The organism is Marinobacter sp. L-80, assembly GCF_056859395.1.
The window spans coordinates 314596-336990 of the sequence record NZ_JBSXOI010000077.1; the positions used below are offsets into that span (position 1 = coordinate 314596).

The 22395-nt window shown below is 59.3% G+C and carries 24 protein-coding genes; 2 read left to right on the top strand and 22 right to left on the bottom strand.

Annotated elements, in window-relative coordinates:
- Nucleotide 1: 1 nt before the first annotated feature.
- From ccmI to ccmA, 9 genes are all read right to left on the bottom strand, one after another.
- On the bottom strand, nt 2-1282 hold the full coding sequence (gene ccmI / locus AC13E3_RS20985) for a c-type cytochrome biogenesis protein CcmI (protein WP_008173109.1): 1281 nt from the start codon (nt 1280-1282) through the stop codon (nt 2-4).
- A 68-nt stretch (nt 1283-1350) separates the two neighbouring features.
- Nucleotides 1351-1824, bottom strand: coding sequence for a cytochrome c-type biogenesis protein (locus AC13E3_RS20990; protein WP_008173108.1), 474 nt, complete (start codon nt 1822-1824; stop codon nt 1351-1353).
- Nucleotides 1824-2360 (bottom strand): DsbE family thiol:disulfide interchange protein, encoded by a 537-nt coding sequence (locus tag AC13E3_RS20995; protein ID WP_008173107.1) that lies wholly within the window; start codon nt 2358-2360, stop codon nt 1824-1826. The genes AC13E3_RS20990 and AC13E3_RS20995 overlap by 1 nt, the downstream gene beginning before the upstream one ends.
- The gene (locus AC13E3_RS21000; RefSeq protein WP_008173106.1) at nt 2357-4363 is read right to left on the bottom strand and encodes a heme lyase CcmF/NrfE family subunit; all 2007 of its coding nucleotides are present in this window, start codon (nt 4361-4363) and stop codon (nt 2357-2359) included. The genes AC13E3_RS20995 and AC13E3_RS21000 overlap by 4 nt, the downstream gene beginning before the upstream one ends.
- A 37-nt stretch (nt 4364-4400) precedes the next feature.
- Entirely contained in the window at nt 4401-4871 is a 471-nt protein-coding gene (gene ccmE, locus AC13E3_RS21005; RefSeq protein ID WP_104270017.1) for a cytochrome c maturation protein CcmE, read from the bottom strand.
- A 14-nt stretch (nt 4872-4885) separates the two neighbouring features.
- Nucleotides 4886-5125 carry a heme exporter protein CcmD gene (ccmD, locus tag AC13E3_RS21010; RefSeq protein ID WP_053112452.1) on the bottom strand — a complete coding sequence of 80 codons (240 nt, stop codon included), beginning with the start codon at nt 5123-5125 and terminating at the stop codon, nt 4886-4888.
- Between the two features lie 3 nt (nt 5126-5128).
- A complete protein-coding gene (gene ccmC, locus AC13E3_RS21015) occupies nt 5129-5872 on the bottom strand; it encodes a heme ABC transporter permease CcmC (RefSeq protein ID WP_008173103.1) in 744 nt (247 codons plus the stop codon).
- 31 nt (nt 5873-5903) lie between these two features.
- Nucleotides 5904-6629, bottom strand: a complete 726-nt coding sequence (ccmB, locus tag AC13E3_RS21020; protein WP_405420462.1) for a heme exporter protein CcmB — start codon at nt 6627-6629, stop codon at nt 5904-5906.
- Entirely contained in the window at nt 6619-7257 is a 639-nt protein-coding gene (gene ccmA / locus AC13E3_RS21025) for a cytochrome c biogenesis heme-transporting ATPase CcmA (protein ID WP_053112454.1), read from the bottom strand. Before ccmA ends, ccmB begins: the two co-directional genes overlap by 11 nt.
- 132 nt (nt 7258-7389) lie before the next feature.
- Here ccmA and fliK point away from each other — a divergent pair, with 132 nt between their 5' ends.
- Nucleotides 7390-8772 (top strand): flagellar hook-length control protein FliK, encoded by a 1383-nt coding sequence (gene fliK, locus AC13E3_RS21030; RefSeq protein ID WP_286802496.1) that lies wholly within the window; start codon nt 7390-7392, stop codon nt 8770-8772.
- The gene (locus tag AC13E3_RS21035; protein WP_014577604.1) at nt 8769-9083 is read left to right on the top strand and encodes an EscU/YscU/HrcU family type III secretion system export apparatus switch protein; all 315 of its coding nucleotides are present in this window, start codon (nt 8769-8771) and stop codon (nt 9081-9083) included. Before fliK ends, AC13E3_RS21035 begins: the two co-directional genes overlap by 4 nt.
- Here the strand turns inward: AC13E3_RS21035 and AC13E3_RS21040 are convergent.
- The 13 genes from AC13E3_RS21040 to AC13E3_RS21100 all read right to left on the bottom strand — a co-directional run bounded on the left by AC13E3_RS21040 (nt 9069) and on the right by AC13E3_RS21100 (nt 22387).
- Nucleotides 9069-10172, bottom strand: a complete 1104-nt coding sequence (locus AC13E3_RS21040; RefSeq protein ID WP_286802499.1) for an ATP-binding protein — start codon at nt 10170-10172, stop codon at nt 9069-9071. The two genes, AC13E3_RS21035 and AC13E3_RS21040, sit on opposite strands and share 15 nt — an antisense overlap.
- Entirely contained in the window at nt 10169-12451 is a 2283-nt protein-coding gene (locus AC13E3_RS21045) for an ATPase, T2SS/T4P/T4SS family (RefSeq protein WP_482902462.1), read from the bottom strand. Before AC13E3_RS21045 ends, AC13E3_RS21040 begins: the two co-directional genes overlap by 4 nt.
- Nucleotides 12452-12477: 26 nt before the next feature.
- Nucleotides 12478-12870, bottom strand: a complete 393-nt coding sequence (locus tag AC13E3_RS21050; RefSeq protein WP_008173096.1) for a DUF2802 domain-containing protein — start codon at nt 12868-12870, stop codon at nt 12478-12480.
- Between the two features lie 67 nt (nt 12871-12937).
- Complete coding sequence (locus AC13E3_RS21055) at nt 12938-13426, bottom strand: chemotaxis protein CheW (RefSeq protein ID WP_008173094.1); 489 nt, start codon at nt 13424-13426, stop codon at nt 12938-12940.
- Nucleotides 13427-13560: 134 nt separating this feature from the next.
- The gene (locus AC13E3_RS21060) at nt 13561-14370 is read right to left on the bottom strand and encodes a chemotaxis protein CheW (protein ID WP_008173093.1); all 810 of its coding nucleotides are present in this window, start codon (nt 14368-14370) and stop codon (nt 13561-13563) included.
- Nucleotides 14363-15160 carry a ParA family protein gene (locus AC13E3_RS21065; RefSeq protein ID WP_039881985.1) on the bottom strand — a complete coding sequence of 266 codons (798 nt, stop codon included), beginning with the start codon at nt 15158-15160 and terminating at the stop codon, nt 14363-14365. Before AC13E3_RS21065 ends, AC13E3_RS21060 begins: the two co-directional genes overlap by 8 nt.
- Nucleotides 15161-15354: 194 nt before the next feature.
- A complete protein-coding gene (gene motD, locus AC13E3_RS21070) occupies nt 15355-16137 on the bottom strand; it encodes a flagellar motor protein MotD (protein WP_008173091.1) in 783 nt (260 codons plus the stop codon).
- A gap of 18 nt (nt 16138-16155) precedes the next feature.
- Nucleotides 16156-16896, bottom strand: coding sequence for a flagellar motor protein (locus AC13E3_RS21075; RefSeq protein ID WP_008173090.1), 741 nt, complete (start codon nt 16894-16896; stop codon nt 16156-16158).
- The gene (locus AC13E3_RS21080) at nt 16896-18059 is read right to left on the bottom strand and encodes a protein-glutamate methylesterase/protein-glutamine glutaminase (protein WP_008173089.1); all 1164 of its coding nucleotides are present in this window, start codon (nt 18057-18059) and stop codon (nt 16896-16898) included. The genes AC13E3_RS21075 and AC13E3_RS21080 overlap by 1 nt, the downstream gene beginning before the upstream one ends.
- 65 nt (nt 18060-18124) lie before the next feature.
- On the bottom strand, nt 18125-20275 hold the full coding sequence (locus AC13E3_RS21085) for a chemotaxis protein CheA (protein WP_008173088.1): 2151 nt from the start codon (nt 20273-20275) through the stop codon (nt 18125-18127).
- A 16-nt stretch (nt 20276-20291) separates the two neighbouring features.
- Entirely contained in the window at nt 20292-21077 is a 786-nt protein-coding gene (locus AC13E3_RS21090; protein ID WP_008173087.1) for a protein phosphatase CheZ, read from the bottom strand.
- 20 nt (nt 21078-21097) lie between these two features.
- Complete coding sequence (gene cheY / locus AC13E3_RS21095; RefSeq protein ID WP_008173086.1) at nt 21098-21481, bottom strand: chemotaxis response regulator CheY; 384 nt, start codon at nt 21479-21481, stop codon at nt 21098-21100.
- Nucleotides 21482-21643: 162 nt separating this feature from the next.
- The gene (locus AC13E3_RS21100) at nt 21644-22387 is read right to left on the bottom strand and encodes an RNA polymerase sigma factor FliA (RefSeq protein WP_008173085.1); all 744 of its coding nucleotides are present in this window, start codon (nt 22385-22387) and stop codon (nt 21644-21646) included.
- Nucleotides 22388-22395: the final 8 nt, after the last annotated feature.

Here is a 22395-nt window from a genome sequence, read left to right on the forward strand (position 1 = left end):
ATTAATCGATCAGTTGCTGATCGATCACAACCGCTACCGGCGCGTCCTGGCTTTCGTTTACCGCCACGGGCGTGTCGGTGCTGCCCTGCCAGTCACCCGCCTGTGCGTTGACACTGCCGGAACGACTGAGACGGGCCGTCACGACGACCTGGTCAACACTGGAAATGGTGGCCTGGGGTGACATCGCATACCGGTCGTCCAGGCGAATTTCCACCGGCAACTGGTCTGCTGTCAGCCGCGCAACGGCCAGCGGAGGCCCCTGCCGGACATTGGCCTGACGCGCAAAAAGAAACAGCGTGGTATCCGCCGGCACCTGGTCCTGCAAGTCCTCGGCGAGCGTCACTCGAACAGTAACCCCGACACCGGATGCTTCAGGTTCGGCCACCCGCGCCGGCGGTTCCTCACCCAGACGGGTGTAGGCTTCACGAATCCCTTCCTGTATGGACGCGATCTGCGGGTGGTCCGGTGCAACGGTTTGTATTCGCTCCCAGAACTCGATGGCTTCCCGGTAATTCTCCTGGCTGAAGGCATTGATACCCAGCAATCCCAGGGCATTGACTTCATCCGGGTTCAGGTCACGAGCCTGTTCAATGGCCGCGGTGACCTCTTCCGTCATGGCACCCTGGCTACCGAAGAACAGCGCCTGGGCAGAAAGACCATAAGCGACGGCTTCTGCCCGCTCATCGTCACTGACATTGTTGGCCAGTTGCCTGAACGCCCAGGCCGCATCATCATAGCGCTCCAGTCGCATGTAGGTGCGCCCCAGCATTGCCCAGCCATCCGGATTATCCGGGCTGGCTTCCAGCCGTTCCCGGAGCTGTCCTGACAGTTCAATCATCTGGGCCTGTCTGAATCCGTCGGTGGCGCCCATCTCCTCCATGGTGATGAACTGCTCAACCCGGTCCATCGCCCCCCAACGCTCATATAGGTAAACGGTAGCCGCCGGGATCAGAAGAATCGCCACCAGCGCCACTGCCATGGCACTTTTTCGGCCACGGATTACAGGCCGCGCCTGTTCCTGTTCCTGTTCCTGTTCCGGCACATCGTCCAGCATGCTGCCGGCGAGCTCTCCCTTGAGCTGGCGGTAATTCTCGTCATCCAGAATACCGGCCTCGTATTCGCTATCGAGTTCCTTCATCCGGGAGCGGTAGGCCATCAGGTTCTGGTTTTTCAGATCCGTCTGTTTTCTCGCACCCAACTGATGGAAAAAGACCGGGTACATCACAAACATAAGGGCAAGAATGATCAGTACCGTTGCAGCAATCCAGAAAGTGTCAGTCATGGAGTTTCAATCACAGGTTCAGAATTAAGAATGAGGTGGCGACCAGGGCATTCCGGGTAAAGCCAGCGTCAGGACCATCTGTCCCGGTCTGCCAGCATTTTGTCGACCCGGGCTTTTTCTTCGGCACTCAGCGCTGGGCTTTCCGGCCCGGCCCGCCGGGAGCGGATGACCACACCGGCCACCACGAGAAGCCCACCCAGCACAGTAATGGCCGGGGTCGCCCAGAGTAAAAAGGTCCGGCTATCGAATTCCGGCTTGTAGCGGACAAACTCACCGAATCGGCCTACCAAGGACTCAACGATCTCCTCGTTGCTGGCGCCGTCTTTCATCATCCGGTAGACCGCATCGCGCATATCCTTGGAGATAGGCGCGTTGGAATCGGCGATGTTCTGGTTCTGGCATTTCGGGCAGCGTAATTCCGCGATCAGGTTTTGGTAACGCTGCTCCTGAGCCCGATCCGAAAAATCGTATACGTCGGCCACCTCGGCTGCAGCGGCACCGGAAAGCAGAAGCACCAACATCAAATAAACGATCCGGACCATCAGCCATTCCCCTGAGCGTCATTGAACACAGGCAGCAGCGTTTGTTCCCAGACCGCCTTATTGACCACACCCACATGGCGATAGCGAACCACGCCTTCGGCATCAATCACGAAGGTTTCCGGCGCGCCGTATACCCCCAGATCAAACCCGAGTGTGCCCCGGGGGTCATAGATGATTTTCCGGTAAGGGTCGCCCAAACGGTCAAGCCACAACAGCGCATCCTCGCGGTTGTCCTTGTAGTTGAGACCAATGATGTTGACGCCTTTCTCTTCGGCCAGCCACATCAGGTCGTCGTGCTCGTCCTTGCAGGCGGGGCACCAAGTGCCCCAGACATTCAGCAGAGTGACCTGGCCACGAAACAGGCTCTGATCGAGCACGACATCAGCGTTGTGCAAATCTTTCAGACTGAACTCTGGCACCGGTTTGCCAACCAGAGCCGATTCCAGTTTGGTCGGATCCTTGCCGATACCCGCGAACAGCACGACACCAACAACAAGGGCAATCAGCAGTGGCAGAAAGAGCAGGAACCGCTTCATGAGGTAACTCCAGCGGACGTCGCAGAACCTGGCTCAGGCGCGACAGTATCGGTCTGCACCTTCGTGTCAGCTCCCTCCCGGATGCGGTAGCGGCGATCAGCGATAGCCAGGAAGCCGCCGGCTGCCATAAACAGCGAGCCCAGCCAGAGCCAGCGAACAAGCGGCTTGTATTGCAGCCGGATGGCCCAAGCCTCGTCGGTGATGCGCTCACCAGTGGCCACGTAGATGTCCCGGAACAGACCGGCGTCGATATCGGCCTCGGTCATGACGCTCATCCCCACGGAGTATTGGCGCTTCTCGGGATGAAGCACGGAAACACGCTCGCCATCCAACATGACATCGAAGGTGCCATATTGAGCCGTAAAGTTAGCGCCCTGGCGCGCGCCGATATCCCTGAATACAAAATGATAATCGCCGACGGTCGCGACATCGCCCGGCACCATGCGAACATCACGCTCAATGCCGTAGTTGGAAACCACCGTAGCCCCCGCCATGGTAATGGCCAGGCCCAGATGCCCGAGCACCATGCCGTAATAGCTGCGGGACTGCCGCTTGAGGCCGTGCAGACGGCCTTTTCGGGACGATGATTTTTCCCAGAGATCCCAGAAAGTAGCAACGGTTACCCACATGGCAGAAAACACGCCGAGGAAAGCCCAGGGCTTGAACCCACCATAGCCGATCAGGACCGCCGTGGTGGCAACGATGCTGATTGCCAAGGGCCACAGCAGTTTGCGCGCCAGCCAGCCACCATCGGTTTTCTTCCAGCGGGAGAAGATACCAGCGCCCAGCAACAGGCCCGTTGCGACGGCCAGTGGGCTGAACGTCAGATTGAAGAACGGTTCACCGATCGACAGTTTGCCCAGTTCCAGATAATCAAGAACCAGCGGATACAGTGTGCCGACCGCCACCAGAATCGTGGCGGAAACCAACAGTACGTTGTTAAGAAGCAGGAAAACCTCTCGGGAAAACGAGCCGTAGCGCGACCGGACGTGAACCACCGGCGCCCGGAACGCATAGAGCGCCAGGCTTGCGATCACCGTTACTGCCAGCAGGCCCAGCAGGAAGGTGCCCCGCTCCGGGTCCGCCGCAAAAGAATGCACAGAGGTGAGCACGCCGGAACGGACCAGGAAAGCGCCCAGCAGACTTAGTGAAAAGGTGACAATGGCAAGCAGTACGGTCCAGCTCTTGAACACGCCGCGCTTCTCGGTAACGGCCAGCGAGTGCATGAGTGCAGTCCCCGACAACCAGGGCAGCAACGATGCATTTTCGACCGGATCCCAGAACCACCAGCCGCCCCAGCCCAGCTCGTAGTAGGCCCACCAGCTCCCGAGGGCGATACCCAGAGAGAGAAAGGCCCAGGCAACCGTGGTCCAGGGGCGCGACCAACGGGCCCAGGCGGCATCGAGGCGGCCATTGATCAGCGCAGCAATGGCAAAAGCGAAAGCAACGGCAAAGCCGACATAGCCCATGTAGAGCATCGGCGGATGCACGATCAGCCCGAAATCCTGGAGCAAGGGGTTCAGATCTGCGCCATCGGCGGGCACATTGGGCAACAAACGGTCGAACGGATTGGAGGTAATCACGATAAACAGTAGGAAGCCGACGCAGACCATGCCCAGCACCGAGAGCACCTGGGAGATCATCACCGCCGGCAGGCGACGGCTGAAAATAGCGACCGCCAACGTCCAGCCCGCCAGCATCAGTATCCAGAGTAGCAGCGAGCCCTCGTGACCGCCCCAAACAGCGCTGAACTTGTAATACCAGGGCAACAGGCTGTTACTGTTATTGGCCACATAGGCCACCGAAAAGTCGTCAGTCACGAAGGCATGGGTCAAGACGGCAAAAGCAAGCCCCACGAAGACAAACACGCCGGACGCCAGCGGCCTGGCGAACGCCTGAAGATTGTTTCTGCCGGTCAAAGAACCGGCCAAAGGGACTACAGATAGAAGCACTGCCAACAACAGTGCGAGAATCAGTGCAAGCTGTCCGAGTTCGGGATACATTAAAGGCCTCCAGAAACCAGGCTGTTAGATAAATCGGTTAGTAGGACACGGTTTCCGCACTGCCACTGGCTGCATGCCGACCCTTCGAGGCCTTCTCCAGCGCATCCGCGACTTCCGGCGGCATATAGTTTTCATCGTGCTTGGCCAGCACTTGATCGGCCACAAAGCGGCCACTTTCATTCAGCCTGCCCATGGCAACCACACCCTGCCCCTCGGCAAACAGATCCGGAAGGATACCGGTGTACTGAACCGGCACAGACGCGTTGAAGTCGGTCACCTTGAACTCAACCATCAGGCTGTCCGGATCACGCAGAACCGAGCCCTCCTCGACCATACCACCGGCCCGGATTCTGACATCCACCGGCGCTTCGCCGGCGGAAATCTGGGTGGGGTCGTAGAACAGATTGATGTTCTGTCGCAGCGCATAGGTGGTCAGACCCACAGCGATGGCCAGCCCCACCAGCAGGAACAGGACAATAGTCAGTCGCTTTTTTCGGATTGGATGCATCAGATATCTGCCTTTCAGTCTTGGGAAACCTTGACGCGGGTGAAGGACGCTGCCGAAGCTGACGCAGCCTGCGGGTCCTGCCGGCCTGCCTGAAACTCATAACCGCGACGGCAGGCCTCAATAGCGGCGTTGCGGCGACGCAGAGACCATACCATAAGGCCGATCATCAGCAGGAAAAATACGGCGTAACAGGCCCAGACATAGGGCCCGTGACCTTCCATCACCATAAATGCCGAAAAGGATTCAAATGCCATGCTTCAGCCCCTCCCGGCCAACACATAATCTTTAACCCAGCGCGTTCTCTGCTCGCGCAGAAGAATCTCGGTCTGCATACGCAAACAGGCCAGCCAGCCGAACAGCAGGTACAGCCCGAGTACCGAAAGGAGCAGCGGTACCCACATTTCCGCCGGCATGGACGGCTTTTCAGTCAGTTTGAACGTCGACGGCTGATGTAACGTATTCCACCATTCAACGGAGTACTGGATAATCGGTATATTCACCACCCCGACCAGAACCAGCACCGATACAGCCCGCGCCGCGGATTTTTCGTCGTTGATTGCCCTGTCCAGGGCAATGACACCACCGTACAGGAACAGAAGAATCAGCATCGAGGTCAGCCGGGCATCCCAGACCCACCAGGTACCCCAGGTGGGCTTACCCCAGACCGCTCCGGTAAACAGGGAAAGAAAGGTCAGTACCAGCCCCACCGGTGCGACCGACTTGACGAATACATCCGCCAGCTTCATGCGCCAGACCAGAGTGACGACAGCCGCCACCGCCATCATCACGTAGACCGACTGGGCGAGAAAGGCCGTAGGGACGTGGATGAAAATAATGCGGTAGCTGTTGCCTTGCAGGTAATCCTTGGGAGCATAGGCCAGCCCCCAGACAATGCCTGCCATCAACAGCAGGATGCCACCTGCCAGTAGCCAGGGCATCAGCCGGGCTGCAATCCCGAAGAACCATTTGGGAGAACCCAGCTTGTGAAAAAATTGCCACATCAGATGGTTACCGTCCTACCGTTACCTTGTTTTACCCGTTGAACAGGCTGATACGCAGCGCCGCTGCCGATGCAAAGGGTGCCAGGGTCAGTGCCAGCACCAGAAACGCGCCCATCAGGGCCAGATAGGCTCCCACGGGAGCGCCCTCTGCGGCCGAAGCCACCGTACCTGTTCCGAAAATCAGGACGGGAATGTACAGCGGAATGATCAACAGAGACAAGAGCACCCCTGCCGACCGTAATCCAAGCGTCAGCGCCGCGCCGATTGACCCGATCAGACTCAGCACCGGTGTACCGATCAGCAGCGTTAGACACAAAACTCCGATGGAGTTCCCGTCAAGATGGACCATTACGCCCAAAACCGGCGTTAGCACCACCAGCGGCAAGCCTGTTAACACCCAGTGCGCCGCTGTTTTCGCCAGTACCAGTAGAAACAGGGGCTGGGGCTGAAGCACAAGTTGCTCGAGCGTGCCGTCGTCAAAATCATGGCGAAACAGGTGGTCCAGCGACAACAACACCGATAGCAACGCCGCTACCCACAGGATACCGGCCCCGGCCTCCCGCAGAAATGACACTTCCGGGCTAACCCCCAGGGGAAAAAGGGTTACGACCATGACAAAAAACAACAGCGGATTGAGCAGATCCTGGCGCTGCCGGAAGGCCACCTTCATATCCCGGGCAAACACGGTCTGCATTGCCGCCAGCGCACCGACGGTGTCTTGCCGCAAAGTCAGTGCCGGCCTGCAATCAGCATTCATCGGTCGACCCTCCGCCCAACACAATGCGTTGCATACCGGGCAATCTGAGATCGTGATGGGTCGTCACTACCACCGCACCTCCCTCGGCAGCCCGTTGTTGAAGCAGCTGTTCAATGGCGCTGACACCGCTGGCATCAATGGCGGTAAAAACTTCATCCAGCAGCCAGAGCGGCTCGTCGGCAATCAACAGGCGCGCCAGGGCAACCCGTCTTTGCTGCCCCGCCGAAAGATTGCGACAGGGCACATCCTGGAACCCGGTCAATCCGGTGCCATCAAGCGCCTGACGCAGAACGGGATCTGGCAGCGGCCGCCGCCCGGCCGTCAGTGCCCGGAGATTCTCCATCGGTGTCAGCAACGGCTTTATGCCAGGCCGGTGGCCAAGATACAGGGTATTGCGGAGGAATTCTTCCCGCTGGGCAGACCTGGACTTGCCGCACCAGAGCAGATTGCCGGACCAGGCGTCGTTCAGGCCGGCCAGCATTCGCAGCAGCGTGGTCTTGCCGGAGCCGTTCGGCCCCTCGACACGGGCGACCGTACCGGGCAGTATGGAGAACGACAGGTCACGGAACAGGATCCGTTCATCCCGCTCGCACTGCAGATCGACAGCCTGTAATAACGGCTCAGACATCAGGACCCCGTAACCAGGACGATGCGCGTGAAGACGGCATCGGGTGCATTCGTGACAGCGGCGACCATGAACATTGTTCGCGCATGACCTGCCGGCGCGGAGTATTATAACAAAAGCGCCGGCGGATTACTCTTGTCCAACATCAAATCAGTGACGATGAAACTACCCAACGGACAACAGCCCCCGACACCTCCAGCCCAGCCTGCAACACAGACGTCCCGGCCTTCAGTCTCAACCGAAGCGGCCCGGGAGCCCGCGGCCGCATCAGCGCGGCAACTGCTCGATCAGCTGCAGCTGACGAACCGGGAAACCACCCTGGCCCGGGTGGCCGAGATCATCAACCGTCAGGGCGGTAACAGCGCGGACCTGTTACTGGACATTCGCGGCAAGTCTCTTCTGGTTCAGGCGGCCGTCGGCAAGACTGAACTGGCAACCGGTGACTGGGTAAAAGTGATGCGGGCCGGCAATGAGCTGCAGCTGATGGGCAAACTGGCACCCGCACCCGAAGCCGGTATCGCCCGAGCGCTGGCCCAGCGACTGCCCTGGCAGCAAACCCTGGATGGTGGACTGGCAAGGCTGCTGGGCACTCTCACACAAGGCCTCCGGCAAGACCCGCTACCGGGCCAACTGCCCTCATCGCGAGGCCCCCAACCTCTGCCGGAGGCCGCCAGACAGGCTATTGAACAAATGATGGCGAGGCTGCCTTCGGGGAACAGTCTGACTCCCGGTTCTGGCAGCCAGGACACGACATCGCAACAGGTCCGGCAATGGCTTTCAGAAAGTGGCCTGTTCGCCGAGTCGCGACTGGCCCAGGCACCCTCTGCCCAGTTGCCCGATCTCAAGCTGGCGCTGGGTAGAGTGATCACCGCCTTGCTTGCCCAACAGGGCAGTACACCAGAACACTTCAACCGGCTGACACCTATCTCGACGCCGGAGCTGATGCAGGCGCCGCTGCAATTTCCCCAACCGCTGGCCACACCCCAGGCCCCCGGCAGTGGCGAAGCGCCCAGCGTCGGGCAGATGCTCCGCCTGCTGGCCGGAATGCTCAACCGGATCACCGTCAACCAGTTGCACAGCCAGGTACTTACTGCCCGCGGTGGCGGCGATGCAGCAGGGCCCGCACCTGCCTCTACCCTCGTACTCGATCTGCCATGGCTGACGCCACAGAATGAACCGAGGCTGGCGCAGGTCCGGATCGAACAATATCCCGAAGACCGGGAATCGGAAACCCGATCCGCGAAAACCACCACAGCCGAGTGGCGGCTTTCACTGACCATGGACCTGGATGAGGCTGGCTCCCTGCATTTCGATGTTGCCCTTCGCCAACAGGCAGTGAGCGCCCGGGTCTGGGCAGAAAAACAGACAACCCTGCGTCAGGTGAACCAGGAGCTTCCCGCGTTGCGACAGAGCCTAACCGATCTGGGCCTGGAAGTGACAGACCTGGATTGCCGCCGCGGCACGCCGCAAAGCAGCGTCACCCGACTCGAACACAGACTGGTGGATACCCGGGCATGACCTCAGAGACAGAGCATCACAGCAGAGCCGCCGTTGCGCTCAAGTACGATGGCGAGAAAGCGCCAACCATCAGCGCCACCGGCACCCATGAGCTGGCGGAAGAGATCATCCGCATCGCCCGGGAGCACAATGTTCCCCTTTATGAAAATGCGGAGCTGGCCAGCATTCTGGCGCGCCTGTCACTGAACGAAGAAATTCCCGAGTCGCTGTACCGGGTGATTGCGGAAATCCTGGCGTTTGCCTTCCACATTCGCGGGCTAACCCCAGACGATCGCAGACCCGGCGAGTCGGATGATTCAGTGAATCAGTGAGCGCAGCGCCCAGGCCTGCTGCCAGTTGTCGCCACGCCTTGGCGCCACCGTGGTTTCAAAGTAATGACGCAGCCGGCGCCGATCCTCCGGCTGGTCCTTCAGGGCCGAGCCGATGATGTGGTGCATCAGCTGCTCAACCGTGATGCTTCCGCCACCGTAATACCAGGCGTTGAGGCTGGCCGCGTGAGCGACCGACACGGCTTCCGCGGTGGAAAGAGCCGAACCGGCGAGGCGATCGGTGCTGCGTCCGTCCAGGGTCTGGCCATTGCGCAGCTCGTGGAACATGGTCACCAGAATCTCGACCACCGATTCTTCCAGCGCCACCTCGATGCCAGCCCGACTGTTGGCCCTGCGGACCTCCCGGAGCACAACATCCATCTCGTCGGCCAGATGACGGATAGGCCGGATTTCCTCGAAGTCCATTCGCCGCTTCAGGGCAGCGCTCATCCGGTGCACACCCTCGTCGATACTGTTGGACGTGGCGATAACGTTAAAACCTTCCCGCGCGAGCACCACACCGTCCTCGCCCGCCAGCTCGGGAATCACCACCACCCTGTCGGACAGCACAGAGAGCAGCGCATCCTGCAGCGCCTGTGGGCAGCGGGCGATCTCTTCAAACCGGACCATTTGCCCTTCCATCATGCCCCGCAGCAAGGGGCTGGGTACCAACGCCTTCAGGCAGGGGCCCTCGGTATGCAGTACCGCTTCGTTCCAGCTATACAGCAGTTGCCCGACGCTGCTCACCGCCCCACCCTGCAAGGTTAACGTGGAGCTTCCCGAAATGGCGGCGGCCAGCAACTCCGACAACCAGGATTTGGCGGTACCCGGCTCGCCGACCAGAAGGCAGCCGCGGCTGGTGCACAGGGAAATGATGATCCGGACCACCATGGCCCGGTCGGCAACGAACTTCCGCTCAATGCCGAGTTTCTCATCCCCCATGACGAACTTTTCCACCGCCCGCGGCGACATCTGCCAGCCTGGTGGCACCGGGCCATGATCCATACTCCTGAGCTTGTCCAGCTCCGCGGCGTAGACTACCTCCACGGGCTCCCGCTGGGCCGCCTTGTTAACAGATTGCTTGTTGCTCATTCCTGACTCCTGCGGCCGCCCCGAACTTCCGGTGCCATGCGCTCCCTCGGGAGAATCCGCGGCAGTTCGGAAAGCGGAATAATGCCTTCAATCACATGGTCCAGGGCGCTGTCCCGCATGGTCACCAGGCCGGCATCAAGAGCTCGCCAGCGCAGCTCCCCGATGGGCGGTTGGCTGGAAATGGCGTTCCGGATGTCCGAATCGACTTCCATGTACTCGACAATTGCCACTCGACCCTGGGTGCCGCGGCCGTTGCATTTGTCACAACCGGCGCCCTGAAAACACCGGAAATCCGCGGGCGGGCCGTCGGGAAACACCTCGGACAGAATCACCGGGTCCGGCTCTGCAGGCTGGCAACAATGCTTGCAGATGCGCTTGGCCAGCCGCTGGGCGATGACAGCCAGCAGCTCACCGGCAATGGAATTCGGGTGGATACCCAGATCATACAAGCGCTGCAGTGAATCCACCGCGTCGTTGCAGTGCAGCGTGGACAGAACCACGTGGCCGGTCTGGGAGGCCCGTATCGCCTCCAGAGCGGTTTCCTGGTCACGGATCTCGCCCACCAGAATGACATCCGGATCTTCCCGGACAAACGCCCTCATGGCATCGGCGAAACCAAAGCCAATTTCTGATCTGACCCGGGTTTGTTGAATGTTGTCGATGGAGTACTCGATGGGGTCTTCCACCGTGATAACTTTCCGGCGGCCGTCATCGGCAAGGGTCTGCAGCCCCGCATACAGCGTGGTGGACTTGCCTGACCCGGTCGGACCGACCACCAGCACCAGTCCCGCCGGGTTATCCAGCAAGCGCTGATAACTGGCACCGATCATGGATGACATGCCAAGTTCGGCAATGGTCATGGCGCGGCCGGTCTGCGGCAGCAGACGTATAACGGCATGTTCGCCATGGAGCGAAGGCTGGGTCTGTATCCGCAGATCGTAGGCCATATCGCCGAGCTGCAGCCGGGACCGCCCACCCTGGGGCAGCCGGTGCTCGGCGATGTTCAGCTCTGCCCGCAGCTTGATGACGTTAATCACCCCTTTCATCTCCCGGGCCGACAGCTGGTACTGGGGCAGATCATGGAGATCGCCATCCACCCAAAGGCGAATGCGAATCCGGTCACCGTACTGTTCTATATGGATGTCGCTGGCTTTTTCACTTACAGCGTCCATCAGAATGGCTTCGTAGACAGACACCAGATAGGGGCTGACGTGCTTGTTTTTCGGATCCTTGCCCAGAAGCTGATCCTTGCTGCCAGTCGGGTCCGCCGCCTGGTTCGGGGTTGGTTCCTGATCCGCTGCAAAGCGGCGCCCTTTGGCAGTCAGATCAAGAGCTGACCAGAGCCGACGAAAGTCCGTCGGTGTAACCAGCAGGCAGTCAACCACCTGGTTAGGACTCAACCGCTCGAGCTGATCAATGCGCGCATCGGGATCGTCGGTCACAACCGTGATCCGACCATCTTCCTCGGCGATGGGTATCAGTCGTGAGAGATCCAGAAACGTTCGGGAAAATCGCCGGAAAAGCGCCGGATGGAGATCCGGCAGAAGCTCGTCCGCATCGGTGAAGGTCATGCCCCGCTGACGGGCAAGAGAACGGTAGAGATCAATCTCTTCAAGATTCAGTTTCCGGCGGAGCACGTCCAGCAGCCGGCAATTCTGCTTCAATGCCTCCGCCTTTGCCTCGGCCAGGACCGCTTCGTCCACGACACCCTGATCAATGAGGATCTGCTCGACGTTACGGTTGAAGTCGACCCAGCCCAGGGTGCGCACACGCTTGAGCTTGGCACCCTGTTTTTCGAACATGGCCAGGCTCGGGACGGGTCCCGCTCGCCCTTCAAGACACACCAGGCGCCCCCCCTCACGAACCAGGTGCGCCAGGGCAGTCTGGTCCCTGACAAACGAGGTACACAAAACGAGATCACAGAGTGGATCAGGCTCGGGCGCCTCTTCCGCACGGGCAACAACGACATCCACATTGTGCATACCCAGACGGACAAACCGCTCTCTGGCAGCCTCGGCGACAACGGCATTCCGCTCCACGTACAGGACCCGATGGGCGAGCCCGGACAGCACAGCGGCAAAATAGCCTGAGCCACCGCCCACGTGCATCACCATCTGATCCGGTTCTATTTCCGGGAGCAGGGAGAGAATGTGGCTGACAGTTTCTTCGCGGGGAATGGAGTGGCCGGTTATCGAGGCAACCAGGTCAGAACCGGAAACAAAATCATGGCGGGATACAGATCGAAGGGCCTCAAGGGCCCTCGGATAGACTCTCTTCATTCAACAACGTCCGTAACGGCTTGGTATCAGGCCGCCTGACGTTTTCTGAGTGCTGACACCAGCTCGGCCTCGGGACGGGAAATTCCGCACGTGTTCATAAGATCGTCGATATCGGCGCCGAGATCAATCAGTCGAGAGGCTTCATCGTAAGAGATTCGCAGCGGATCGTTCTGGCGCATTTCGTCGAGCGTGGTCCTCAGCTCGTGCAACTGACGCTCACAGCTAACCAACCGCTGCCCTACCCCCATGCTGCCACTGGTGGTGGCATGCAGTTCCCGGCCAAGGGTATCACAGCGCTCTTTCAGCGTTGCTCGGAGGCTACGTACCTGGCGCCCGAGAACCAGGCCCTGAACGAAAACCAGAGACAGGGCCGCAACAGTCAGCGCCCAGGGAAGGTATGAAGGAATTTCTGCAAACATGACGGATGTCTCCCGTTAATTGCCACGGAAGGCATCCATCGTGAGGCCTGTAGCGGGTTGCCCCGGATCACAGTGCCGCGATTTCAGCCCACTCGTGGTCTGACAGCATCTTGTCGAACTCAACCAGAATGATCAGTTCGCCATCCTTGTTGCACACGCCCTGGATAAATTTGGCACTTTCCTCGTTACCCACGTTCGGTGCAGTTTCAATTTCGCTGGCTTTCAGGTATACCACCTCGGCGACAGAATCCACCAGAATGCCCATAACCTGGTTGGCAGATTCCATAACCACAATCCGGGTGGCATCGGTTACTTCGGCATCGGCCAGGCCAAAGCGCCGGCGGGTGTCGATAACGGTAACCACGTTACCCCGAAGGTTGATGATGCCGAGCACATAATCCGGGGCCCCCGGAACCGGAGCAATCTCCGTGTATCTCAGCACTTCCTGAATCTGCATGACGTTCAGACCGTAGGTCTCATCATCCAGCCGGAAGGTAACGTACTGCAGTACCTGATCGTCCTGGGCCTGATTGGTTTGTCCGCTCGGGGATGCCATAGCGATGTTTCTCCTCTTGGGCTGCCCGGCGGGCAACCTGATCGTCAAAAAAATATCATCAGTGCCCAATACTATAGTTAAGGGCACAAACCGTGCCAGCACGGCTCGGTTTCATTCAGTAACCATTGTTTGCGTCAGCTCAGATCCAGATGGTGCTCTCTTTCCGCCCTCACCAGCAAGTCTGCCATGGTGCGCACATCAATCAGCGCACACATGTGGTCAATCACAGTGCCGGCCAGCCACGGACGCTTGCTTCGGGCTGTGCGCCAACGCACTTCGTCCGGCCGGAGGGTAAAGGACTGGGCGACGTCATCACAGGCGAGCCCCCAGTCGCTGTTATCCAGCCGGATCACGAACCGGTAGTTGTCCCGGGCATCGGGCGGCACCCGCCCTGCCATGATCCATTCGGCGGTATCCACCACCCTCAGGTTCTGATCCCGGTCCGGGCGGATTCCCATGTACCAGCGTGGACTTCCCGGGATGGGCCGGATCTCTTCTTCAATGCGGTGAATGGCACCGAGCAGAATCAGAGGCACCGCCAGCTGCAGACCGGCCACCGTGAAAATGAGGCACTCAAAGGGCTGTTCTGACCACTCCGGGCGGGACGGCGGCGCGGCCGGCTCCGGCGCAGGCTGAGCTTCAATCCTTGCCTTCGGCACCGGCGCTTCCGGCACCTGTCGCACCACTGGCCTCTCAGGTTCCGCCGGCGTTTCCCGGACCCGTTTGGGTGGTTCAGGTCTTGCCGGCGGTTTTTCGACGGTTGGCACAGATGCCGGTTTCGTGCGGGTTGCCACCCGCGGTTCCGGAGGTGCAGGTTTCACCGGTTCCGGCGCTTCGATTTCCTCCCGAAGCGCCGTATCAGTGGCCGTGTGCAGCAGTTCGTCAAGATAACTGGCAATGGCGGTTTCCGGATCCGCCAGCCGTGTCAATTTATCGTCAGCCATGCTGACGCTCCTTCACCCTGCCCACCCGGGCCATGAGATCATCCAGCAGATGGCTGTAGGCGCGGACACCATGGGTTTCGGCATCCAGCGCGGACGGTGTTATTCCGCCCTGGCTGGCATCCCGGAACTTGGTGTCCACCGGAATCGCAAACTGCCAGAGGGACTCGCGGTAGGTCTTCCGCAACAGGTTCAGGCTTTTCACCGACGCCTGTGTCCGCCGGTCATACAAGGTGGGCACAATGGTGTAAGAAAGTTCGTTTTTCTGGGAACGCATGATCATCTTCAGGGTATGGAGCATGCGCTCCAGGCCCTTGATGGCCAGAAATTCGGTTTGCACGGGAATGATCAGATGCTGGGCTGCCGCGAGGGCGTTAACCATCAGAACCCCCAGAGAGGGGGTATTGTCGAGCAGGACATAATCAAAGTCGTCCCAAAGCTGAGTCAGAGCCCGGGAAATGATCAGCCCCATGCCTTCCACGCCAATCATTCGTCGCTCAAGAGTAGCCAGGGCTGCACTCGCCGGCAAAAGGGACAGGCCCTTGCAGCTGGTCTCCGTAATCAGTTGGGCAGGTAGCCCTTCCGGAACCTTGCCTTGGTGCTGGAACAGGTCGAAAACACTGTGCGCGATTGTATCCGGATCGTACCCGAACCAGCTGGTGAGTGAGCCATGCGGGTCCAGATCCACAACGAGAACACGCTTGCCGCGTTCGGCAAGCAAGCCGCCCAGGGCGACCACACTCGTGGTTTTACCGACACCACCTTTTTGATTGGCTACTGCCCAGATTCGCACGCTTTGATTCTCCAGAGAATACATCGGTGTGGCCGGCAATTGACCGTTGCCACAGTCCCGTTTATCGGCCATTCCCGGGGCAACTTGAACCAGTCCTCGGAAAATCCGGCAAGCTGTTGCCGGCGCCTTATTGTTAACGAGGAGTAATACAGGAACCATGCCAATGGCTCTATACGCATCTGCCGACGATCGGGTCAGCGCATGGCACCGCGAATACTGGCGTCACGGGAGATCAGCAATACCACCCGGCGGTTTCTGCGGCGCCCTTCCTCAGTGTCATTCCGGGCAACCGGCTGATACTGGCCATAGCCGACAGCCGCCAGACGTTCCGGCTCAATGCCCTCCATCACCAGCATCCGGACCATGGCAGCCGCCCGGGCGGCTGACAATTCCCAGTTTGACGGAAAACGGGAGGTACTGATCGGCTGATTATCGGTGAAGCCTTCCACTTTGACAGCGTTGTCCCGGTTGTTCAGAACCGTGGCGATTTTCTCGACCACCTCGAACGCATCGTAATGGGGCTCGGCATCGCCGCTGCCAAACAAAAGACTGTTGGGCAGATTCAGCTCCAGCCACTGGTCGCTGGTCTCAAGCGACACCACGCCCTGGTTGATCAGCTCATCAAACTCCATGGAAAGCTGGTCAGCCATGGCTCGCAGCGCTTCGGTCCGCGCCTGCGCGTCCATCTCCGGATTTCGGGGCGCTTCGGTCACCGCCGGCGGGATTACGTTCTCGGCAGGCGCATTCAGCGATCTCTGGGGCTGGTCGCCAATCTCGATTGGCTGGAAGGAGCGCTGGGGTGCATTGAACACGCCGGTCAGGGTTTCAGAAAGGACTTTGTATTTGCCTTCGTTAACGGACGATACCGAGTACATCACGACGAAAAAGGCGAACAGCAGGGTGATGAAATCCGCGTAGGAAATCAGCCACCGCTCCTTGTTGTGCAGATCATCCTGGGGTTGCCTACGGCGCCGCATAAGTTGGCCTGCGCATGCTTACTGCAGGAAGCCCCGCAGCCGCAATTCGATGGATTTCGGGTTTTCACCCTCGGCGATGGCAATCAGGCCATCGATCATCATGTCCTCATAGCGGGTGCGCTCCCGCACGATACCGCGCATCTTGTTAGCGACCGGGAAGAACAGGAGGTTGGCCAGCGCCACACCGTAGATGGTGGCTACAAAGGCGGTTGCGATCCCGCTACCCAGGGATTGGGGATCCTCAAGGTTGGTCATCACCTGGATCAGGCCCATGACAGCCCCGATAATGCCGATGGTTGGCGAGTAACCACCCATGGCCTCGAACACCTTGGCCGACTCCAGATCCCTCTGCTCACGGGATTCCAGATCAACTTCCATGATGCCCCTGATGGTCTCGGTTTCGGCACCGTCGACCAGCAACTGCAACCCCTTGCGGGCAAAGGGCTCCGGCTCGCGCTCGGCAAGCCCTTCAAGGCCTAGCAAGCCCTGCTTGCGAGCTTTTACACTCCAGTCAATGACTTTTCCGATACCGTCTTCAAGGTTGATAAACGGCGGGAAAAAGACCCAGCGCACCTGAGTGAAAGCCCGCTTCAGCATGGGCCACGAGGTCTGCAGGATAGTCGCGGCCAGAGTGCCACCGATGACGATGATGGCCGCCGGCCCATTAAACAGTGAGCCAACCGCTCCGCCTTCCAGCAGGTTACCGCCAAGAATTGCGGCAAAGGCCAGTATGACCCCGAGCAGGCTCAGGATATCCATCAGCACACACCTTCCGCGAGGCGTGGCCCGATCTCGTCCAGGGACAATACATCATCCGTCAGCCCTGCCTTGGCGACGGCCATCGGCATGCCGTAGATCACAGACGATTTTTCATCCTGGGACCATATATCGGAACCGCTCTGCTTCATCATCCGACAGCCTTCTTTGCCGTCCGAGCCCATCCCGGTAAGAATGACGCCCAGCGTCTTGCCCGGAAAGCTGCGGGCAAGAGAACCGAAGGTAACGTCCACGCAGGGTTTGTAATTGAGCCGCTCGTCTCCGGGCAGAATACGGATCCTGGGCTGTCCGCCCCGATTCTCGACCATCATCTGTTTGCCGCCGGGCGCCAGCAAAGCCAGGCCGGGCCGCAACACATCACCATCCTCAGCCTGCCGGACTTCAATCCGGCAGAGCTTGTTAAGGCGTTCGGCGAAGGCAGGCGTAAAACTCGCCGGCATATGCTGCACCAGAACAATCGGTGCCGGGAAGGTCGCGGGCAACACCGTCAGTACCCGCTGCAGGGCAACCGGGCCGCCGGTTGAAGTACCAATGCCAACAACGGCGTAATGCTTGGCCGGCCCACGGCGGCCATGGCGCCTGGGGGCCTCGGTTTCGCCCGGAGAACCTGCCGACGCTGCCGGAGCCCGGGTGTCAGGACGCTGACGCGGTGCTGGTTCCGGACGCGGGCGCCCTGCAGGCTCCGGCGCCCGGGAGGCCGGAGCTGAAGGTTCCGCGCGGGAAGGCGCAGGAGAACGGTTGCCGGGACGACTGCGGGCTACATCCAGAATCCGCTCAATCAAGATTTTCTGAAGCTGACTGTTGTCCCGGGCAATTTCTTCGAAATTCTTGGGCAGAAAATCAACGGCGCCGGCCTCGAGCGCATCCAGTGTGACCCGGGCGCCCTCATAGGTGAGCGATGAGAACATGAGCACCGGTATCGGATGTTTGCGCATGATTTCGCGCACGGCAGAGATGCCATCCATCACGGGCATCTCATAATCCATGGTAATCACGTCGGGACGCAGTTTCTCGGCCAGCTCAACGCCTTCCCGACCATTGGTCGCAGCACCTACCACTTTGATCTGGCCGGAGCTGGTCAGGATTTCCGTCAGCCGCTTGCGAAAAAACCCTGAATCGTCAACGACCAGGACAGAAACTGTCATCCACTTCTCCTACCCAATCCATCGTTCTTCGGCCTTCTCTGGCAAAAAGCGCCGGAAGGCCCGGCTCAACCGTAATGTTGCAACAGGCTTGGCACATCAATAATGAGTGCAATCCGGCCATCGCCGGTAATAGTGGCACCGGCCATGCCTGGCGTACCCTGGAGCGCTCGCCCAAGGGGCTTGATAACCACTTCTTCCTGACCAACCAGCTGGTCGACCACGAACCCGACCTGCTTGGTACCCATGGCCACAATGACAACATGGGCGTTATCGGGCACCTCCTGGCCAGCACCGCCACGAACCAGCCAGCGCTTGATATGGAATAGCGGGAAGACTTTATCCCGAACCACAATGCACTCGCGCCCATCGACGATGTTGGTCTTGGTCAGGTCCAGATGGAAAATCTCGACCACGTTGACCAGCGGCAACGCAAAGGATTGATCGCCCAGCATGATCATCAGGGTGGGCATGATGGCGAGCGTCAGCGGAACCTTGATGACAATGCGAGAGCCCTTGCCCAGCTCGGATTCGATGCTCAACTGGCCATTGAGCTGGCCAATCTTGGTTTTCACCACATCCATGCCGACGCCACGTCCGGACACATCCGAAATCTGCTCCTTGGTGGAGAATCCGGCGGCAAAAATAAGGTTGTAACACTCCGAATTGGTCAGCCGGTCCGCGGCGTCCTGGTCGTAGATACCCTTTTCGACTGCTTTGCGGCGCAGGACTTCCGGATCCATGCCCGCGCCGTCATCCTCGATAAACAGCAGAATATGGTCTCCCTCCTGCTCGGCAGAGAGGGTAACCGTGCCCTGGCGTGGCTTCCCGGCCTTCTCGCGGACTTCCGGAGCCTCGATCCCGTGGTCCACCGAATTCCGCACCAGGTGAACCAGCGGATCAGACAGCGCTTCAACCAGGTTCTTGTCCAGATCGGTTTCCTCGCCATGCATCACCAGGTTCACCTCTTTCTTGAGGTTTCTGGCGAGATCGCGCACAACGCGGGGGAACCTGCCGAACACCTTTTTGATCGGCTGCATGCGGGTCTGCATGACGGCGGACTGGAGATCAGTCGTAACCACATCCAGGTTGGATACCGCCTTGTGCATGTGTTCGTCTTCACTTTCAGCACCCAGACGCTGCAAGCGGTTACGCACCAGCACCAGCTCACCCACCATATTCATGATGTCATCGAGCCGCTTGGTGTCGACACGAACCGTCGTTTCCGCGGCCGGGGCATTCTCGCGAGCAGGCATCGCCGGTGCGGCAGCGCCTTTGGCCTCCGGCTTCTCGGCCGGCTTCGATTTTTCGGGCTTTGACGTGTTTGCTTTCGGTGAAGCCGGCTCTTTTGAAGATGCAGGCTGTTTCGGCGCTGAGGGCTGTTTTGGAGCTGCAGGCTCTTTCGAGGCTGAAGGCTCTCCGCCCGCGGTCGGGCTTCCGCCCTTGCCGTGAAGATCGTCCAGCAGTTTCTCGAATTCGTCGTCGGTGATCAGGTCGTCGCCGCCAGCAGATCCGGCCTTGGCAGCCGGCTTTTCTTCTTTACCAGAAGCCTCTTCCTCGCCAGCTGGCGCACCGGCAAACTGACCTTTTCCGTGCAGTTGGTCCAGTAGCGCTTCGAATTCGTCGTCGGTTATTTCGTCGTCTCCAGAACTTTCCTGGTCACCGCCGGCCGATCCGGCGCTCGAAGCCGAGGAAACCTCCGCTGATTTCTCGTCCTGCAGTGCGTCCAGAAGCTGTTCGAACTCGTCGTCGGTGATGTCGCCACCGTCTTCTGCCGGTTCGCTCTCTTCCTGCTCAGGTTGAGCGGCAGCGGCCGGTGCCCCCTCGCCTTCAGGCTGGGCCAGGGCATCCAGACGGGCAATAAGTTCGTCCGGAGCCGGTGTCAGCTCCTCATGATTGCGGACCTGCTCAAACATGGCATTGACGTAGTCGAGTGCTTCTAGAACCACGTCCATCAGTTCGGAATCCACCTTGCGCTTGTGATTACGCAAGATGTCGAAAACGTTTTCCGCGGAATGGCAGCAGTTCACCAGCGCTTCAAGCTGAAGGAAGCCGGCTCCGCCTTTCACGGTATGGAAACCACGGAAGATGGCGTTGAGCAGATCACTGTCGTCAGGATGTCGCTCAAGATCTACCAACTGCTCTGACAGCTTTTCGAGGATCTCGCCGGCTTCTACGAGGAAGTCCTGCAAAATCTCTTCATCAGCATCAAACGCCATGCGTTACCCTCATTATTCAGAAACCGAGACTGGACAACAGGTCGTCTACGTCGTCCTGCCCCGAAACTACATCTTCACGCTCATCGGCCTTGATCTGGGGCCCGACGCCCTTCTCTGCAGACTCTTCTTTTTCTTCAATCTGGTGCACCGTGCCCGTGAGCTGGTCCACATGACTGGCCATCACCACCAGGCTGAGCATCTGCTCCTCAACCTCTTTCACAAGGGCGGTGACCTTCTGGATGACCTGACCTGTCAGATCCTGATAATCCTGAGCCAGCAGGATTTCCGACAGGTTGCTGTACATGGTGTCGGCATCGGTTGCCATGCTGACAAAAAAGCGATCAATCCGGCCGTACAGCTCGCGAAACTCAGCCGGCTGCATTTCCCGGCGACGCAGGCGCTGCCACTCATCACGCAACGCGGCGGCCTCGTCTCTGAGGGCATTGGCCACCGGCATGGTTTCCTCAACCAGGTCCATGGTCCGGTTGGCTGCTTCACCGGTCATCTGCACAACGTATTCGAGACGATCAGAGGCATCTGTCATCTTTGACAGTGCTTCCTGTTGCTCGGCGTTACGGGGATCAATCTGGAAGTTCCGGATTGCTTCGTGCAGGCTCCGCGTCAGCCGCCCTACCTCACGGTACAGACCCTGATCCCTGACTTCGCTGAGTTCATTGATCAGGGTCATGGCTTTGGCATAATCACCCGCATCAACACTCTCGGCCAGTTCCGCTGCCTGCCGCTGGAGCTTTTCCGTCACCTCCGGTTCAAGGCCCCGATGGTTCTTTTTGCTATCGCTCATGAGAGCCATCCGACCTCTGGTTACTGGATTCTTTCAAAGATTTTCTCAATCTTTTCCTTGAGCACGGCAGCGGTGAACGGCTTGACCACATACCCGTTTACGCCTGCCTGGGCAGCGGCAACGATCTGGTCGCGCTTGGCCTCAGCAGTTACCATCAATACCGGCAGGGTTTTCAGATTCTCGTCCGCCCGAACGGCCTTGAGCAGGTCGAAGCCTGACATGCCAGGCATGTTCCAGTCGGTCACCAGAAAATCGTATTTGCCGCTTTTGAGCATTGGCAGTGCCGTGTTGCCGTCGTCAGCTTCATCGGTGTTGGTGAAGCCAAGATCACGCAGCAGGTTCTTGATGATCCGTCGCATTGTGGAGAAGTCGTCCACAATGAGGATTTTCATGTTTTTGTCCAATGGGACCTCCAGTTAGTAACACCCGGAATTCGTTTGACCTTTGCGTTCAAAGTCTAGCAGGCCGCTGTTTTAACCGCTTATTGTCGGACCTTTGCTTCGGTTGTAAAGCATCGGTTACCAAAAACTACAGACTACCTCGTTGGCGACACAGACTGAACGCGGTCAGTTGTCCGATTCCTGACGCCAATCCGAGAGCCGTCCCCGAAGGCGCAGGGCTGCCTGGCTGTGAATCTGGCTTACCCTGCTCTCACTGACGCCGAGCACCGCGCCAATCTCCTTGAGGTTCAGTTCTTCCTGGTAGTAAAGGCTCAACACCAGCTTTTCCCGCTCCGGCAGGTCTTCAATCGCCTCAGCGAGGCTCCGCCGGAAGGCATCGGAGGACAACCCCTCAAGGGGATTATCCTGCGTCTCTGTCTGTTCTATCGGCAGCTCTCCGGATTCATTGAGCTCGTCGAGGCTAAAAAGTCGACCGCTGTTGGAACCGGAAAGGTAGGAGTGGTATTCGGGCAGCCCCATACCCAGCTCTTCGGCCACTTCCTGGTCGTGGGCTTCGCGGCCAAGTCTATCTTCAACGGCCTTGATGGCCTGGGAAATGCGACGGGCGTTGCGATGCACGGAACGGGGGACCCAGTCACCCTTGCGGATTTCGTCCACCATGGCGCCGCGAATACGGATACCGGCGTAAGTCTCGAAGGTAGCACCTTTGGTAGAACTGTAACGCTGGGCGGCCTCGAGCAGACCGATCATGCCGGCCTGCATCAGGTCTTCAAGCTGGACGGACGCCGGCAGGCGAGCCATCAGGTGAAGGGCAATTTTCTTGACCAGCGGCGCGTGCTGCTCAATGAGCTGAGCCGGCTTCTGCGCACTTGACTGGTTATAGATTCCGAGGTTTTTCGCCAATGTCATGTATCCGG